Below are 15669 nucleotides of genomic sequence, written 5' to 3' on the forward strand. Positions count from 1 at the left end.
CCTAGTCGCGAAGCGTTGCAAGAAAAGCCACGATGTCCTCGATCTCCGCCGCCGACAATATCGGCTTGCCGGTGAAGTTGCGCCCGACCCGCACGAAGCCGTCAATGCGATAATAGGACGGCATGATGGTCACCGGGTTGAAGCGGGCCGCATCGACCAGCCGAAGCCGCAACTGGCTCACCGACCAGCGGTTCCCGGCACCTGTGAGGTCAGGTGCGAGATCGCCCTGGAACCGCGTTTCCGGGAAGGGACCGGAATGGCAGAGGATGCAGGTCGTGGTGCGCGCCAGCACCAGCGCGCGGCCGCGCACGGCATTGCCTGGCGTGCCCGTGAGCGATTCCACTATGCCGTCGCCGGCTACCTTGTAGGAGGCGAGTTCGTCTGCGCGCGCAACGCTGACGAAGGCGAGACTGGCGGCGATCAGCGCCACGCCATGGACGGAGGATTTAGCCAAAGGTGTCCGCCGTGATGGTTTGAAACCAGCGCTCGGCTTCGGTCGCCTCGCGGGCGCGCAATTCGCGCGGGGCATCGACCGGGCTCGTCGCGCCGCCTTCGACCTCGGCGAAGATGTCGCCTTTCGGCTGGTAGTTGCCGGCGAGGGAGAAGCCGTAACCAGGTGCCACGGTATTGTAGCAGACGCCTGTCAGCCGCGGCATTTCCGGCGCGCGGCCCGCGAGCAAAGCGACGATGGCAGCGGCGCAAGCCTTGCCTTGCCCGCTTGCGGCCGAGGCCGATTTGGGGATGCCGCCGCCGAGACAGGCGTCGCCGATGACGTGGATGTTCTTGACGAGCTTCGACTCGAAGGTCACGGGGTCGATCGGGCACCAGCCGGTCGCATCCGTAGCGCCCGCGATCGCGGCAATACGACCCGCGCGCTGCGGCGGGATGACGTTGGCGACATCGGGCGTGTAGTTGCCGAACTCCGTGATGATGGTCCTGGTTGCAGGATCGACCGAGGTCACGCGGCCGCCTTGCGACAGCGCGACGCGCTCGATCATGTCGCCGTAGAGCTCCTTCCACGCCTTCTCGAACAGCCGCTGCTGGGAGAAACCGTCCTTGGCGTCGAGCACCAGCACTTTTGAGCGTGGCTTGTTCGTCTTCAGATAATGCGCGATCAGGCTGGCACGCTCGTAAGGTGCGGGCGGGCAGCGCGAGGGATTGGCCGGGATTGCAATGGCGACGGTGCCGCCGTCAGCCATTGCCTCCAACTGCCTGCGCAGCAACAGCGTTTGCACGCCGGCCTTCCAGGCGTGCGGTATTTTCTCCGATGCAGCGTCGTCATAGCCGGGCAGGGCTTCGAAGTGGAAGTCGATGCCGGGCGAAATGACGAGGCGGTCATAAGCAAACGTGGCGCCATCGGCGGCCGTCACGCTGCGCTTTTGCGCGTCGACGGCCGTAGCGGCCTGAGCGGCGACGGTGATGCCCTCGGCGGCGAGCCTGTCATAGCCGAACTGCTGCGCTTCGATCTCGCGCAGGCCGGCGATCACCTCGTTGCTGAAGGGGCACGACGTGAAGGTCTTGTTCGGCTCGATCAGCGTCACCTGCAAGCCCGCCTGCGCGCGTTTGAGCGCCCGCGCGCAGGCCGCGCCGCCAAAGCCGCCGCCGATCACGACGATGCGGCCTGCCGATTGCGCGCGCAGGATGGAGGGGACGGCGAACGATGTGGCCGCGGCGGTGATGCCGAGAACGGCATTCCGCCGTGTCACGGGCGCATTCATGAATTTTGTCCGCAAAATGCCGCGGCGGTCGATAGGGCCGCCGCGGCTGCTCTTAGGCGAAGGTGATGTTCTGGTCCCGCAGCGGCACCGAGCGGATGCGCTTGCCGGTCGCGGCGAAGTACGCATTGAGCACCGCCGGCGCGGCGACGCCGATGGTCGGCTCGCCGACACCGCCCCAGAACCCGCCGCTCGGCACCATCACCGATTCCACCTTCGGCATCTCGTTGATGCGCATCGAGTTGTAGGTGTCGAAGTTGGTTTGCTCGATCTTGCCGTCCTTGACGGTGCAGCCGCCGTAGAACAGCGCGGAGAGGCCATAGACGAAGGAGCCCGCGATCTGCCGCTCGACCTGCGCCGGATTGACGACGTAGCCGGGGTCGGTGGAGGCGACGATGCGATGCACCTTGATCTTGCTGCCGTCGGTCACCGAGATCTCGGCGGCGCCGGCGACATAGCTGCCATAGCCCATGACCTGGGCGATGCCGCGATAAACGCCCTGCGGCGCGGGTGTGCTCCAGCCGATCTTTTCGGCAACCGCATTGAGCACCGCCAGATGCTTGGGATGGTTGCCCATCAGCTTGCGGCGGAATTCGAGCGGGTCCTGGCCTGCGGCCTGGGCCAGCTCGTCCATGAAGCATTCCATGTAGATCGCGTTGTGATTGACGTTGACGCCGCGCCAGAAGCCGGGCGGAACGTGCGGGTTGCGCATCGCGTGCTCGACCAGCAGGTTGGGCACCGAATAGCCAAACGCTGCCTCGCCGGATTGGGCGACGCCCTGGAATGCCGCCGGATCCATGCCGTTCTGCAGCGCTTCGGGGCGCAGCGAGAACAGGATGGACTGCCCGGACAGGCGGTAGTGCAGCGCGACCAGGTTGTTGTTGGCGTCGAACGCGCCGGTCATCTTGCACTGGGTGATCGGGTGATAGCGGCCGTGCGCCATGTCCTCTTCGCGCGACCACAGCAGCTTGATCGGCGTGCCCGGCATCTGCTTGGCGACCATGACGGCCTGGCGGACATAGTCGGTCTGGCCGCGCCGGCCGAAACCGCCCCCTAACATCACCTTGTGCACGTCGCACTTGTCGGCCGGCAGGCCGGAAGCCTCCAGCACCGCTGCGAACGCCGCCTCGCCATTCTGCGTGCCGCACCAGACCTCGCATTTGTCCGCCGTGTAGAGCGCGGTGGCGTTCATCGGCTCCATCGTGGCGTGGTTCTGGTAGGGATAGGAGTAGACGGCCTCGACCTTCTTTGCCGCACTCGCAATCGCCGCCTTGGCGTCGCCGTTCTTGTTGCCGACATAGGCCGGCTGGTCGTTGTTGAGGCCTTCGGCCAGCCACTTCGCAATCGACTCGCTGGAGACTTTTGCGTTGTCGCCCTCGTCCCAGACGATCGGCAACGCCTCCAGCGCGGTCTTGGCGTGCCACCAGGTGTCGGCAACGACCGCGACCGCGGTATCGCCGACCTTGACGACTTTCTTGACGCCTTTCATGCTGGCGATCTTGGCTTCGTCAAAGCTCTTCAGCTTGCCGCCGAACACCGGGCAATCCTTGATCGCGGCATTCAGCATGCCCGGCAGCTTGGTGTCGGCGCCGTAGATCATGGCGCCGGTGGTCTTGTCGACGGTGTCGAGCCGCTTCACACCCTTGCCGATCAGCTTCCAGTCCTTCGGATCCTTCAGCTTGACGTCCGCCGGCGGCGTCAGCTTGGCGGCGGCTTCAGCGACCTTGCCGTAGGTCGTGGTCTTGCCCGATGGCGTATGGGTGATGACGCTGTTCGCGGCCGCGCATTCGGAGGCCGGCACCTTCCATGCGTCGGCGGCGGCCTGGATCAGCATCACGCGCGCGGTGGCGCCGCCCTTGCGGACATAGTCCTGCGAGGAGCGGATGCCGCGGCTGCCGCCGGTCGAGAAATCGCCCCAGACACGCTTGCGGGCAACGCTCTGGCCGGGTGTCGGATATTCGGTCGTGACCTTGGTCCAGTCGCATTCGAGCTCCTCGGCGACGAGCTGGGCGAGACCGGTGAGCGAGCCCTGGCCCATCTCCGAGCGGGCGATGCGGATCACGACGGTGTCGTCGGGCCTGACCACGACCCAGGCGCCGATCTCGGGCGAGCCGTCGGCCGCACGGACCACGGCGGGCCCGCCGAAGGGGAGGTCGAGGCCGATGGCAAGGCCGGCGCCGAGCGTGGCGCTGCCGATGACGAAGGCGCGGCGGTTGAGCCGCGGCGAGATATGCTTATTCATGTGGGGATTTCCTTACGCGCTTGCGATCGTGTGGATCGCTTCGCGCACCTGCTGGAAGGTGCCGCAGCGGCAGATATTGGTGATTGCCTCGTCGATATCGGCGTCGGTGGGCTTCGGCTTCTCGTTCAGCAGCGCCGCCACCGCCATGATCATGCCGCTCTGGCAATAGCCGCATTGCGGCACGTCCTGGGCGATCCAGGCCTCCTGTACCTTGTGCAGCGTATCCCCGGAGGCGAGCCCCTCGATGGTGGTGATCTTCTTGCCCTCGGCTTCGCTGACCGAGACGCCGCAGGAGCGGGTGGCGACGCCTTCGATGTGCACGGTACAGGCGCCGCATTGTGCAATGCCGCAACCATATTTGGTGCCCGTCAGGCCGGCATTCTCGCGAATCGCCCAGAGCAGCGGCGTATCCGGCTCGACGTCGAGTGTGAAGGTTTTTCCGTTGATTGTTAGGTTTGCCATCGCAGTCCCCTGATTGGCCCAATCCACCGATTGAACTCAGGGGCGCAATGTGTCCGGCAAACTGGAACTGTTCAAATCAACAGTCCGAGGGGTCAAATGCGAAGAATTACGCCGCCGAGGGAAGATTGTGGGGAGGGTGGTGTTTTGTCTCGCCCTCCATCATGGTTGATTCGGTCGACCTTCCGCGGGCGCCAATCCGTGGGTCTGAGGCGACGCCCGGCTGTGAAGGCCGGTTCCATGGCCGGTCGAGGCCACGGCGACAGTTTGTCCCTTTTGCCGGGGTGCAAGACGCAGGCGCTTTGGTACACTGCCCCGACGCCAGAAGGAGTTCCATGAACGTGCCGAGTCCCAACGTACTGATGCTGTACCCGCTGTTCTCGGCAGAGTCCTTCTGGACCTTTGGCGAATCCTGCAAGGTATTGGGCGTAAAGCGCCCGGCCGCTCCTTTGGGCCTGATCACCGTTGCCGCGATGCTGCCCGAAAGCTGGACGGTCCGGCTGATCGATTGCAACACGGCGTCCTTCAACGACGAGGATCTCGCCTGGGCCGACGTCGTCTTCACCGGCGGGATGATGCCGCAGCAGGCCGACACGCTGCGCCTGATCGAGCTCTGCCGCGCGGCCGGCAAGCCGGTGGTCGTTGGCGGTCCCGACCCGACTTCCAGCCCCCACATCTATGAGCGGGCCGACTTCCGGGTGCTCGGCGAGGCCGAGAGCGTCATCGACGAGTTCATTGCGGCCTGGGAGGGTGGCGCACGGAGCGGCGTCTTCACGGCGCCGAAATTCCAGGCGGACGTGACCAAGACGCCGGTACCGCGTTTCGACTTGCTCAAGTTCGAGGACTATCTCTATCTCGGGGTGCAATATTCGCGCGGCTGTCCCTTCACCTGCGAGTTCTGCGACATCATCGAGCTCTATGGCCGCGTGCCACGGACCAAGACGATCGAGCAGATGTTCGTCGAGCTCGAGAGGCTCTATCAGATGGGCTATCGCGGCCATCTCGACTTCGTCGACGACAATTTCATCGGCAACAAGAAGTCGCTGCGGCAGTTCCTGCCGCAGCTTGCCGAATGGCAGCGCGCGCACGGCTATCCTTTCGAATTGTCCACCGAGGCCTCGGTCAATCTCGCCGACGATCCTGAATTGCTCGAGCTGATGGGAGCCGCAAATTTCTTCGCCATCTTCGTCGGCATCGAAAGTCCGGATCCGGCGACGCTCGTCGCGATGCGGAAGAAGCAGAACACGCGGCGCAACATCGCCGAGAGCATCCACAAGATCTACGCCGCCGGCATGCTCGTCACCGCGGGCTTCATCGTCGGCTTCGACAACGAGAAGGTCTCCATGGCGGACGCCATGATCGACTTCATCGAGGAAGCGGCGATTCCCGTCAGCATGGTCGGACTGCTCTATGCCTTGCCGAACACGCAACTGACGCGCCGCCTGGAGCGCGAGGGCCGGCTCCACACCGGCCACGATGTGGCGCCGACCATCGGCGCCGATCAGTGCACGGCCGGGATCAATTTCGATCCTGTGCGCCCGCTGCGCGACATCCTGACGGACTACAAGCGCGTGCTGGAGCACGTCTACAGCCCGGCCGCCTATGCGGGACGGGTCGATCGCTTGATGACGCTGCTCGACCGTTCGCGGCAGCGCCACGAACTCGCGGAAGGGGATATCCGCGCCAAGCTCGGTGCGATGGAGACCGTGCATCGTGTCGTCTCCGCGCTTCCCGAAGCGCGCGGGCCACTGTGGCAGACGTTCATGAACTGCGCCAAGCGCGACACGTCATCGGCGCGCATTGCGGTCCAGATGATCGCCGCCTATGCCCATCTCGGACCGTTCTCGCGCAAGGTCATCGCCGCCATCGATGAGCGGCTGGCGGCGCTGGACGAACAGATTCCGAGTCCAGCCGTGGCTGCAGGCGCGATCGAGGCTCGACATCTGGCCTGACATCCGGAGAGTCGATGGAACCGTCGACCCTTTGATGCTCTGCCCGGCGTGCCGTCCGGGGCGCAAACTGGCTGTCATGTGTGAGATCCCGGCTTGACAGCAGGACAACCTCAAGCTGATCGTCATCAGGACGACACCGCGCCTGCCGCGATTTCGGCGTCTGGACGTTCCGCGGGCATTTGAATTGGCCCGCAAGGCTCAGTGCTCGTCTGCCGTTGCGACCGACGTCATTGCCGGAAAAGCTTTAGCGGGGTTGGGCCATGTTCAGGAAGGTGATCCGCTGGTCGGTTGCGCTGATTGTCGTGGCGGTGCTGGTCCTCGCGTATCTGCCTTCCTTCATCGCCGATTCCATCTACAAGAACGTCGACGACATCACCGATGGTGAGATGCCCGCCACCGTCACGGCCTTTCAATCGGGGCCGGACGTCGTCAGTACCATCGGTGGCAGCGGCGAGGGCTTGAACTGCAGCCTGCCGCCCTGGGCCAACATATTTTTCGACGGCGGCAGGGATTCCAACCAAAAGCGCCATCTCGTCCTGCAGCGCTTCAGGCAGGCATGCGTCTTTCACGACCTGTGCTATCGCCATGGCCTTGCGACCTATGGCTATAACCAGAACGATTGCGACCGCATTCTGCAGAACGCGGCTTTTCGACTCTGTCTCTACATACGAAACGGCAGCCAGGAGAGCAGCGCGGCGCGCTGTCAGACCGACTCCAAGATGGTTCTGGCAGGCGTGAGCCTCGGCGGATACGACGCCTATCGCGGCTGGGACCGATCGACCTATTTCGAATTCGATTCGGACCCGTCGCGGTCGAACGGGTTTCTGGTCAGCCGCGTGGTCAATCATCCGTTCAAGGCGGCCGCGCCGGCCAAATACGGCAGCGACCCCGATCAGGTCATTCTCATGTTCGAGAACATCCGTTCCAATCTTGCGGTGACCTGCATCACCTGCGCGAGTGTTCCCGTTCTCGACTGGACGACCGATCCCAACGCCGTCAGCGCCGAGTTGCGCTCGGTCGGTGTGATGCGCTTGCCGGAAGCGCTGCTCAAGCGCGAGCCCATGCTGTCCGAAACCATGCCGGTCTGGTTGCCGCCGCGCCGTCGACACGCGGCGCCGCATCTCCTGGTCGACGGAGCGGGCAAGGACCATCTGATCTGGATGAGCCGGAACAACCCGCAGGACAGCATGTCCTGCATCGTCGGCGCCGATCCGGCGCGTCTCCTCACCAATACCCTGCCGGCACGGGATCTCTGCTCGGTCGATGCCGGCCCGTCGCTCAGCAGGGTGGAGGTCGACATGTTCGCGACCTCTCCGCTTCCGATGGAGGTGCCCGGAAGTTCGGATCTCGTCTACGCGACGTCGATCAGCACACAAAAGACAAAGGAGCAGCATCTGAGCTTCTGCTCCCGCTCCGCGTCCAGGAAGGTCGAGGACTCCGGAGGCGACGACCAGTCCAAATGCGTCACCTTCCCCGAACCGGAGGTTCGCAAGGGCGCGGCGCTCGGTGCATTTCAGAACTTTCCGCTGGTTCGCGCCGGACAGCAGATCTATTTCGCGCGGGACATCGATCAGCGGACGGATTCGCTGCTGACTGCCGCCTGGCAGCGCGCCTTCGGCAACAGCTTTTCGCCCGACGGTGCCCTGCTCGTGATCGACGTGGCGCCACCGCTTGCCGCCAAAGGGTCCCTTGCGGCCAAGCTGAAGAAGATCGTCCGGTTCAACATCGACGATCGTTTCGATCCGATGATGCCGATCACGCGCAAGGTGGACGATCTGCGATTCCTGAGCCTGGAGGCGTCGAAGTCGAGCGTGCACCTTCGCACGATCGATTTCGCCAGGGACAACCCCTCCGTTGGCAATGCGCGGCTGACGATGGGCAATGGTGACGTGGAGCTGGACCGCTCGTGGGCGGAGAGGCCCGTGCTGGTGCTGGAGACCAGGGAGGCGCGACCGAGGACCAAGCTGGTGTTCTCGCGTGGGGAGATAGCGGTCGAACCGGGCAGGCCCGACGTGTCCCGCGCGACGACCGAAGTGTTGACGCTGCAGACCCTGGTTTTCGAACGCGATGCGGCCGCGCCGTCGGATGCACCATTCGTGAAATCGGCTGGCGCGGCATGCCGGATCGTCTATGAGTTCGAAGCGAACCACACCGATTGGCCGTGCTATCGCGCGTTCGACCCCGACCGTACGATGCGGGCCTCGCCGGCGACGCGGATGCAGGCTTCCCAGACGCTGGTTGGACGGTTCAGCCAAGGCGGCGGCCATGGCCTCGCATTTCCCGATCTCTGCCTGAAGTCGGAGCCGATCATCCTGACGCCGCAAGGGGGCACGTTTGTGCCCCTGAGCGAGACTGCGGGCTGGAACGGTCCGCCAAGGCTGACGCGGACGATCAAATGCGAGCCGCTCGATGCCGCGGCAATCGTGAGCCGTCCCATCGCGCAGAAGGCTCCGTGAAGGCGGGCCGGTCGATTGAGGCGCGGACGCGCGTTCGGTCTACTTCACCGCCAGCCGCAGGAAGCTCATCACGCTGCCAAGTGCGGCAAAGCCGGCGCCGAGCGCCAGCGCGACGGTTGCGCCGTCGTGGCCGGCGAGCGCGAAGCAGAGTGCCGCGAGGGCCGCCCCCGTCGTCTGTCCCGTCAGGCGCGCGGTCGCGACGATGCCCGAGGCGCTGCCGCTGCGATGCGGCGGCGCGCTCGACATCACCGCCTTCATGTTTGGCGCCTGGAAGAAGCCGAAGCCCATGCCGCAGATCACCATCCGCCAGATGATGTCGGCAATGGCGGGGTTGGCCGGAAGCGTCGCAAGCAGCGCCATGCCGAGGCCGAGCAGCACCAGGCCGATGCCGCCGAGCAGGCCGACCGCGTGGCGGTCGGACAGGCGTCCAGCGATCGGCGCCATGATGCCGACCACCAGTGGCCACGGCGTCATGAAGAAGCCGGTCTCGACCTGCGAGCGGCCGAGCACGTCCTCGAAATAGAACGGCAGCGAGACGAAGGCGAGCCCCTGCACGGCGAAGGAGCACACCGCGGTCGCGGCCGACAGCGCGAACATCGGCCGACTGAACAGGTCGATCGGCAGCATCGGCGCCGGGTGGTCGGCGTGGCGGCGCGTCAGGATGACGCCGAGCGCGAGGGCCGTGACCAGCTCGATGCCCACGACGACCGGCGACAGATTATGGGCGGCACTGCCGATGCCGGTGATGAACAGGCCGAGGCAGGCCGACGCCAGCACCGCGCCGAGGAAATCAAAGCCGTGATCGGCGCGCGGCGTCTTCGGCAGCATCGCAAAGCCGATGCCGATCGCGACGAGGCCAAAGGGGATGTTGACGGCGAACAGCCACGGCCATGGGCCGATGGCCAGGATGGCGGAGGCGATCGTGGGCCCGAATGTGAAGGCGGTCGCGACCACCAGCGCGTTGTGCCCAAAACCGCGGCCCAGCATCCGGCCGGGATAGACGAAGCGCACCAGCGCGGTGTTGACGCTCATGATGCCGCTGGCACCCAGCCCCTGCAGCGTGCGCGCGACCAGCAGGCTCTCCAGCGACCACGCCACCGCGCAGAGCAGTGAGGCGATGGTGAACAGGATGAGGCCGCCGAGATAAATGCGCTGGTGCCCGACGATCTCGCCGAGCGCGCCCAACGGCAGCAGCGTCGCCACCAGCGCGATCTGGTAGACATTGACCACCCAGACCGACTGCTCCGGCGAGACATGCAGATCGGCGGCAATGGCGGGCAGGGCGATGTTGGCGATGGCGGTGTCGAGCGAGGCCATCGCCAGCGCGGTGAAGATCGCGGCGATCGCCCAGCGCCGCTGCGCGGCGGGGAGGCCGTCAGACGTGGTGTGGTCGGGCTCGCGCGCGGCGGCAGGTAACGTGATCGTCATTGCGTTGGCGCGTGGCTCCGGCGGCGCGGCTCAAATCGGTCATTTCGCATGTACTACGGTGGGGCCGCGTTCCACAGGCATATGCTTGCATGCTGTGTATGCGTGAAGGTGGGGCGATGCCGCCTCGCGCTGCCTTATGATCGCGCCGCTGCTCCAAAATCAGGGGATCGCCATGCAAATCGTCGTTCTGCCCGGTGACGGCATTGGACCTGAGATCACAACCGCGACAACGGGTGTGTTGCGCGCCGCCTCCGAGCGCTTCCAGCTCAATTTGCGCCTGGAGGAGCACGCGGTCGGGCATGCGAGCCTGAAGCTATCAGGCTCGACCGTGCGCCCCGAGATGCTCGACATCGTCCGCGCCGCTGACGGCCTGATCCTGGGCCCGACTGCGACGTTCGACTTCAAGGACGAGGCGCATGGCGAGATCAATCCGTCGAGGTACTTCCGCAAGAACCTCGACCTCTACGCCAATATCAGGCCCGCGCGCACCTATGCGGGGCGGCCCGGCCGCCTCGGTGATTTCGACCTCGTCGTGGTTCGCGAGAATACTGAGGGGTTCTACGCCGACCGCAATCTGGAGCAGGGCAATGGCGAGATGCTGGTCACGCCCGACGTGGTGATCTCGCTGCGAAGGATCACACGCCTATGCTGCGAGCGCATCGCGCATGCCGCATGCCGGCTCGCCATGAAGCGGCAGAGGCACCTCACGATCGTGCACAAGGCCAATGTGCTCAAGATCGGCGACGGCATGTTTCTCGAGATCTGCCGCGCGACGGCGAAGGCCTATCCAGGACTGAGCGTCGACGACATCCTGGTCGATGCCATGATGGCGCATGTGGTGCGCAGTCCCGATCGTTTCGACGTCATTGTGTCCACCAACATGTTCGGCGACATCCTGTCCGATCTTACCGCCGAACTTTCGGGAAGCCTCGGCCTCGGCGGCTCGCTCAATGTCGGTGAGCGCTACGCGATGGCGCAGGCCGCGCACGGCTCGGCGCCCGACATTGCCGGACAGGACGTCGCCAATCCCGTCTCGTTGATCCTGTCGACCGCGCTGCTGCTGGTCTGGCACGGCGAGAAGACTGGTGCGGTCCGCTATGAAGAGGCCGGCCACGCGATCGAGGCGGCGGTGGCGAAGGCGATTGGCGAGGGCAGGGCGACGCGGGACGTCGGCGGCAAGCTCGGCACGATCGCGGCGGGGGCGGCGATTGCGGAGATCCTGCAGGCGGAGTGAGCGGTGCTTGCACATTTTTCTCGGGGCCCAAGACAAAAGTCCGAAAAACAACCCCGTGCACAGTAGAAGTCACCTTGATTGACAAGGGATTTTCGAACCGCATTGCGACGGCAGTCGCGGCTGCGATCAGGTTGACCCGTCGGGCAAAAACGCTGGCCCAGCGATCCTGAAAAAGACTTGGATGCCGGTGAACGTGCGACGCCTATCAAGGCGGGTCACTTATCGGCTTGGCAAGCGCTGACCTACGATATCGGGCCAATCGCTGTGCCGCTGCCCGGCCAGCCCGCCAAGGCTCTTGACCTCGTGATCGCCGAAAGTTTTCTGATCGGCGCCGATCAGGTGATGGACTGAAGTACGTGGGTTCACGGCAGAAGTGTCATGAACTCATAGACGACTACGGCAGCGCCGAGACAGCGCCGCCAGGGATTCACGCCGCGGAAGACCTCGTCGGCGCCCCAGACGACGAGTCCGCCCTTCACGACGATCGTCAAGCCGACGCTGACGTTGCCTGCGGAAGGCCAGATCCAAAGCAGAAGGCCCGCAACGATAACGATCCAAAGAAGAAGATTCGGCCACTGCGCGATGGTGATGGCACCTGTTTCGCGGCTCCGGAAGAACCAATCAACGAATCGCCGCACCGTCACGGAGCCGATCAGAGCGCAACTTGACCCTCTTCACGGCCCTTCCAATAAGTTATGCGGTTGGCTTTGACCTTGATCAGCACGATGCCCGGCGTATCGATGCCGTGGTCGAACCATTTGTCGAGATCGCTCGTCCAGTGCTGCTGGAAAGCCGCCTTGTCCCGGATCAGTTCGGCCGTCCCCTCGACGGCGACGTAGATCCCCTTCGAGAAGAGGCCCGCTTCCGACGAAAACCCGAGCGCGACTTTCGGATTTCGTTGGATGTCCGATACGGTGCGGGTCTGTTCATAGGCGAAGTAATAAGACGTGCCGTCGTAGGCGACATCGCCGTTGTTGCTCATGGGACGGTTGGCGATTTCGCCGTTCTCGGTGTGGGTCGAAAGAATGGCGATGTCGATGTCGGCCATTTCCTTCGCGATCTCGGCGAGCGATGTCTTGGACATGAACTTTCCTCCAGTGGGGCTGGAGCAACGGCGAGATGCAGGCCGTGTTCCCTGATGAATAGAGCGGGGGTCCATGCCCACCGGCCATTACTTCGCTGATGCAGGCTTGGCGGGTTTGAAGGAAAGGGCCGTCGGCGGTCTGATTGACGCGCTCTTTCTACCTCGAAATAAAACCGCCCCCGACATCAGCCGGGGGCCGGTTTGGATGAGATCGTATCAGTGGCCGGTGCCGGGCTTGGTGGTCTTCGGGGGCTTACCGTCTTCCATGCGGCCCTCATTGCGAAGATCGCGTCCCTCTTGAGCCTTGCGCTGGCTCTCGGGATCCTTGCCGTGCTCGTTCATCTCTTCCTTGATGTAACCGGCGCCTTCCTTGATCTTGCCTTCAACGCTCATGATCTTCTCCTTCGATATTGGAGATAACGCGTTGGCGGATTTGGCGTTCCGGCATCAGAACGGCGCAGATTTGCGGGGAACCGAGTTGTGCCTTCCCGAGCGTCTAACGCGCAGAATGGCAGAGCATTTGCGAAACTCATCGTGCTGAGTGCTGAACGGTCGTCGATGGGCTTCGCTGCGCGTTCATGGCGTGGCTCGGACTTTCCGAGCTGTGGCGGTGGTGCACGACAGGCGCGCTGCTCACTTATTCCCGCGGTATGGATCACGTCACCAGATGGCAGCTCATCACATGCGAGAGCCATTTCGTTTCGCTCTTCATCATCTACGGAGTGGTTGCTGCCACGGGAGTGACGATTTGCACCATGCAGTGCCTGTTGATCCGCAGGTGGGGGTTGAAGAAGCTGGCGGCGGGTCAGTGATCGTGCGCGCGCCTCTCGCGAGCACGATTGACCGCATTTGAAGGCCAGGAAGATGCTCGGCGCGCTATCGCCGACATTGTTCCGGCGCGAGGTCGCGGCAAGACGGCTGGTAAGAAGCCAGCGGGCCAAGTGACGTGGAGATCAACGCTCGTTGTGGAAAACCGTCACTCGAATACAAGCCCTAACGCCAACCAGGTCGCAAGAGACAAGCAGACGCCAATTCCCAAATAGGGCAATGCAAGGCGCATCGGTCACTCCTCAGCTCCGAGACGCTGCGAAAACGCCGTCAGCTTCGCATGTTCGCCGTGCCCTGCCCATATTCCATACGATGTACGAGCTTTGGTTCACCGTGGACGGCAACGTACCCGACTGCACAATGAAGACGATGCCAACGCGCCTGATTTGACGCCCCCCTTTGCCGTACCAGGCTGATTTAATTTGACTTCGCATTTGGTTCAAAATATATAATTTATTTAATTATTTAATTGTGGGTATGGTGCCATGCCGAACTGCGAAACAGGCGGAGCAATCGCGCCGTTCTAGCTGTTATCTAAAGAGGCGTGATCAATGCGCCGACCGATTGATACTGCACCCAGGGACGGAGAAGACATCTGGGTGGAAGATGCGACCGGGGTTGTTGACGTCGCTCGCTGGTCGCCTCAAGCAGGCAAATGGGTCTCCAAAGACGGCGCTCCAATCAACGCCGAGCCGACCCATTGGTCTCCCGAAACTGAGGACATTGACCCAGAGGGCGGGCCATTGGGCATTCCGCTCGCAGCGGCTGTCATTTTGCTTCCCGCGATCCTGATTGGAGCGGCCTTACTGGGTGTGTTCGACACTTTCGGCGCACGAGCAATTCCGGAAACGACGCAAATCGGCGGCGAGAGTGCCCTCAGCTTCGAGCAACGGCCGGAGATAGGGGCGGGGTCGCAAGCGCTCCTTCAGCGCGAAGCGGACGGAGCCCTGACGTACACGGTGCCGGCAGGCATGGTGCAGCCTGAACCATGGCCGGATCGAGATGCTTTGCACGCTAATGCGCGCGCCAGTGAACTGGACGGGGCGCGCAGGGAACTTGACGAGGCGGCCCAGCACGCGCACGCGGCAAAAATTGCGGCGGACGAGTTGCGGCAGTCGCTGCAACAGGAGCAAGCGCGCAACGCTGCGCTTGCGAACGAAGTCGCGGAATTTCGCCGCGAGATCGATGCCCGCGACGCAGGATCGCGGAAGGCGGAGGATGTGGCCGCGCAGCAGAGAGAGGCGGCGCAGCGGGAGATCGCAGAACTAGAGCAGTCCCTGCAGCGCGAGCGGGAAAATAGCGCCGTCCGCGCAAGGCAGGTGAACGCCGCACAGGCAGCAGCGGCGAGCGCTGAGCAGGAACGCCACGAGGCGCAGTCGCGCGCCGCCGCGCTCGCGAGCGAACTCGCCGGAATGCCTCGCCGCTTGCCTATGACGGAAGCTGCGACCGCGGAGCAAAGCCAGGCGGCGGGGCTGGAGATTGCGGAACTGCGGCAGTCCCTGCAGCAAGAGCAGGAAAAGAACGCCATTCTCGTCACGGAAGCCAAAGCAGCACAGGCAGCAGCTGCCGATGCCGATCAACAACGCCGCGCTCTGGAAAAGGCTCAGGCGCACGCCGCTGCGCTGGAGAGCGAACTTGCCGAAGTGCGCCGGGAGATCGAAGCCCGCAACGTGCAACTGCGCGAGGCCGAAAATGCGACCTGGCAGCAGGGCCAGGCCGCGAAACAAGAGATCAGCGAACTGCGACAGTCGCTGAAACAGGAGCTGAGCAAAACCGAGGCCAGGGAGAGAGATCTTGCACCGGGGTGGCGCTCGACCCATGAGCGCGTCCTCGCCGAGCAAGCAAATGACGCCCCGGTCTTGCCGGCGACGCGGAGCGTGGAAGTGGCGGAGCCACCGACCGCTGCCGCCCAGAACGAGGCGGAGGCCCGTTTGATCCCGCGTGCCAGGGCGCTCCTCGATCAGGGAAATATCGGTGCAGCACGCATTGTACTCGAGCTCGCGGCTGAGAAAGACGTTGCGCAGGCAAGTTTCATGCTCGCCGAGACCTACGATCCGGCGGTTCTATCCGCCTGGGGTACTTATGGAACTCGCGGCGAAGCGGCCAAGGCGCGCGAGCTCTACGCGAAGGCACACAGGGCCGGTATTCGCGAAGCGAAGGAACGGCTGGATGCGTTGCGACCCTGAGAATGGGCTTCTTGCAGTCCGAGAGACGAAAGCTTGCGGTGGCTGAGCCGGAAGGGAACGACATGAACAAGGCGCCAAAGTTACG

General features: G+C 64.0%; 13 protein-coding genes. 5 read left to right on the forward strand and 8 right to left on the reverse strand.

What is annotated here, in order from left to right; genetic code table 11:
* Nucleotide 1 precedes the first annotated feature (1 nt).
* From soxX to XI03_RS14015, 4 genes are read right to left on the reverse strand one after another with little or no spacing between them, the layout of a single operon-like run.
* The gene (gene soxX, locus XI03_RS14000) at nucleotides 2-454 is read right to left on the reverse strand and encodes a sulfur oxidation c-type cytochrome SoxX (RefSeq protein ID WP_271592453.1); all 453 of its coding nucleotides are present in this window, start codon (nucleotides 452-454) and stop codon (nucleotides 2-4) included.
* Entirely contained in the window at nucleotides 447-1718 is a 1272-nt protein-coding gene (locus XI03_RS14005; RefSeq protein WP_271592454.1) for an NAD(P)/FAD-dependent oxidoreductase, read from the reverse strand. The genes soxX and XI03_RS14005 overlap by 8 nt, the downstream gene beginning before the upstream one ends.
* A 52-nt stretch (nucleotides 1719-1770) precedes the next feature.
* Nucleotides 1771-3957, reverse strand: coding sequence for a xanthine dehydrogenase family protein molybdopterin-binding subunit (locus tag XI03_RS14010; RefSeq protein ID WP_271592455.1), 2187 nt, complete (start codon nucleotides 3955-3957; stop codon nucleotides 1771-1773).
* Nucleotides 3958-3969: 12 nt separating this feature from the next.
* Nucleotides 3970-4419, reverse strand: coding sequence for a (2Fe-2S)-binding protein (locus XI03_RS14015; RefSeq protein ID WP_028135089.1), 450 nt, complete (start codon nucleotides 4417-4419; stop codon nucleotides 3970-3972).
* A 332-nt stretch (nucleotides 4420-4751) separates the two neighbouring features.
* On the opposite strand from XI03_RS14015, the gene XI03_RS14020 reads away from it, so the two are divergent.
* Nucleotides 4752-6368, forward strand: a complete 1617-nt coding sequence (locus XI03_RS14020) for a B12-binding domain-containing radical SAM protein (RefSeq protein WP_271592456.1) — start codon at nucleotides 4752-4754, stop codon at nucleotides 6366-6368.
* Nucleotides 6369-6628: 260 nt separating this feature from the next.
* Nucleotides 6629-8824 carry a hypothetical protein gene (locus XI03_RS14025; RefSeq protein ID WP_271592457.1) on the forward strand — a complete coding sequence of 732 codons (2196 nt, stop codon included), beginning with the start codon at nucleotides 6629-6631 and terminating at the stop codon, nucleotides 8822-8824.
* Between the two features lie 39 nt (nucleotides 8825-8863).
* Here the strand turns inward: XI03_RS14025 and XI03_RS14030 are convergent, their stop codons facing one another.
* A complete protein-coding gene (locus XI03_RS14030; protein ID WP_028143111.1) occupies nucleotides 8864-10252 on the reverse strand; it encodes an MFS transporter in 1389 nt (462 codons plus the stop codon).
* A 172-nt stretch (nucleotides 10253-10424) separates the two neighbouring features.
* Here XI03_RS14030 and XI03_RS14035 point away from each other — a divergent pair, with 172 nt between their 5' ends.
* A complete protein-coding gene (locus tag XI03_RS14035; protein ID WP_271592458.1) occupies nucleotides 10425-11486 on the forward strand; it encodes an isocitrate/isopropylmalate dehydrogenase family protein in 1062 nt (353 codons plus the stop codon).
* Between the two features lie 177 nt (nucleotides 11487-11663).
* Nucleotides 11664-11837, forward strand: coding sequence for a hypothetical protein (locus XI03_RS14040; RefSeq protein WP_157158376.1), 174 nt, complete (start codon nucleotides 11664-11666; stop codon nucleotides 11835-11837).
* An 11-nt stretch (nucleotides 11838-11848) separates the two neighbouring features.
* Here XI03_RS14040 and XI03_RS14045 read toward each other — a convergent pair whose 3' ends face one another.
* From XI03_RS14045 to XI03_RS14055, 3 genes are all read right to left on the reverse strand, one after another.
* A complete protein-coding gene (locus tag XI03_RS14045; RefSeq protein ID WP_028143109.1) occupies nucleotides 11849-12124 on the reverse strand; it encodes a hypothetical protein in 276 nt (91 codons plus the stop codon).
* A 14-nt stretch (nucleotides 12125-12138) separates the two neighbouring features.
* Nucleotides 12139-12570, reverse strand: a complete 432-nt coding sequence (locus XI03_RS14050; RefSeq protein WP_271592459.1) for a pyridoxamine 5'-phosphate oxidase family protein — start codon at nucleotides 12568-12570, stop codon at nucleotides 12139-12141.
* A 216-nt stretch (nucleotides 12571-12786) separates the two neighbouring features.
* Entirely contained in the window at nucleotides 12787-12963 is a 177-nt protein-coding gene (locus XI03_RS14055; protein WP_018322718.1) for a hypothetical protein, read from the reverse strand.
* Between the two features lie 1034 nt (nucleotides 12964-13997).
* On the opposite strand from XI03_RS14055, the gene XI03_RS14060 reads away from it, so the two are divergent.
* Nucleotides 13998-15584, forward strand: coding sequence for a hypothetical protein (locus XI03_RS14060; protein ID WP_271592460.1), 1587 nt, complete (start codon nucleotides 13998-14000; stop codon nucleotides 15582-15584).
* Nucleotides 15585-15669: the final 85 nt, after the last annotated feature.

It is taken from the genome of Bradyrhizobium sp. CCBAU 65884 (assembly GCF_028128835.1).
Classification (GTDB): domain Bacteria; phylum Pseudomonadota; class Alphaproteobacteria; order Rhizobiales; family Xanthobacteraceae; genus Bradyrhizobium; species Bradyrhizobium ottawaense.

Coding starts and splice junctions, on each gene's coding strand:
- XI03_RS14015 (WP_028135089.1), bottom strand. CDS start 4,419: ATGGCAAACCTAACAATCAACGGAAAAACCTTCACACTCGACGTCGAG.
- XI03_RS14055 (WP_018322718.1), bottom strand. CDS start 12,963: ATGAGCGTTGAAGGCAAGATCAAGGAAGGCGCCGGTTACATCAAGGAA.
- XI03_RS14050 (WP_271592459.1), bottom strand. CDS start 12,570: ATGTCCAAGACATCGCTCGCCGAGATCGCGAAGGAAATGGCCGACATC.
- XI03_RS14010 (WP_271592455.1), bottom strand. CDS start 3,957: ATGAATAAGCATATCTCGCCGCGGCTCAACCGCCGCGCCTTCGTCATC.
- XI03_RS14025 (WP_271592457.1), top strand. CDS start 6,629: ATGTTCAGGAAGGTGATCCGCTGGTCGGTTGCGCTGATTGTCGTGGCG.
- XI03_RS14005 (WP_271592454.1), bottom strand. CDS start 1,718: ATGAATGCGCCCGTGACACGGCGGAATGCCGTTCTCGGCATCACCGCC.
- XI03_RS14035 (WP_271592458.1), top strand. CDS start 10,425: ATGCAAATCGTCGTTCTGCCCGGTGACGGCATTGGACCTGAGATCACA.
- XI03_RS14020 (WP_271592456.1), top strand. CDS start 4,752: ATGAACGTGCCGAGTCCCAACGTACTGATGCTGTACCCGCTGTTCTCG.
- XI03_RS14030 (WP_028143111.1), bottom strand. CDS start 10,252: ATGACGATCACGTTACCTGCCGCCGCGCGCGAGCCCGACCACACCACG.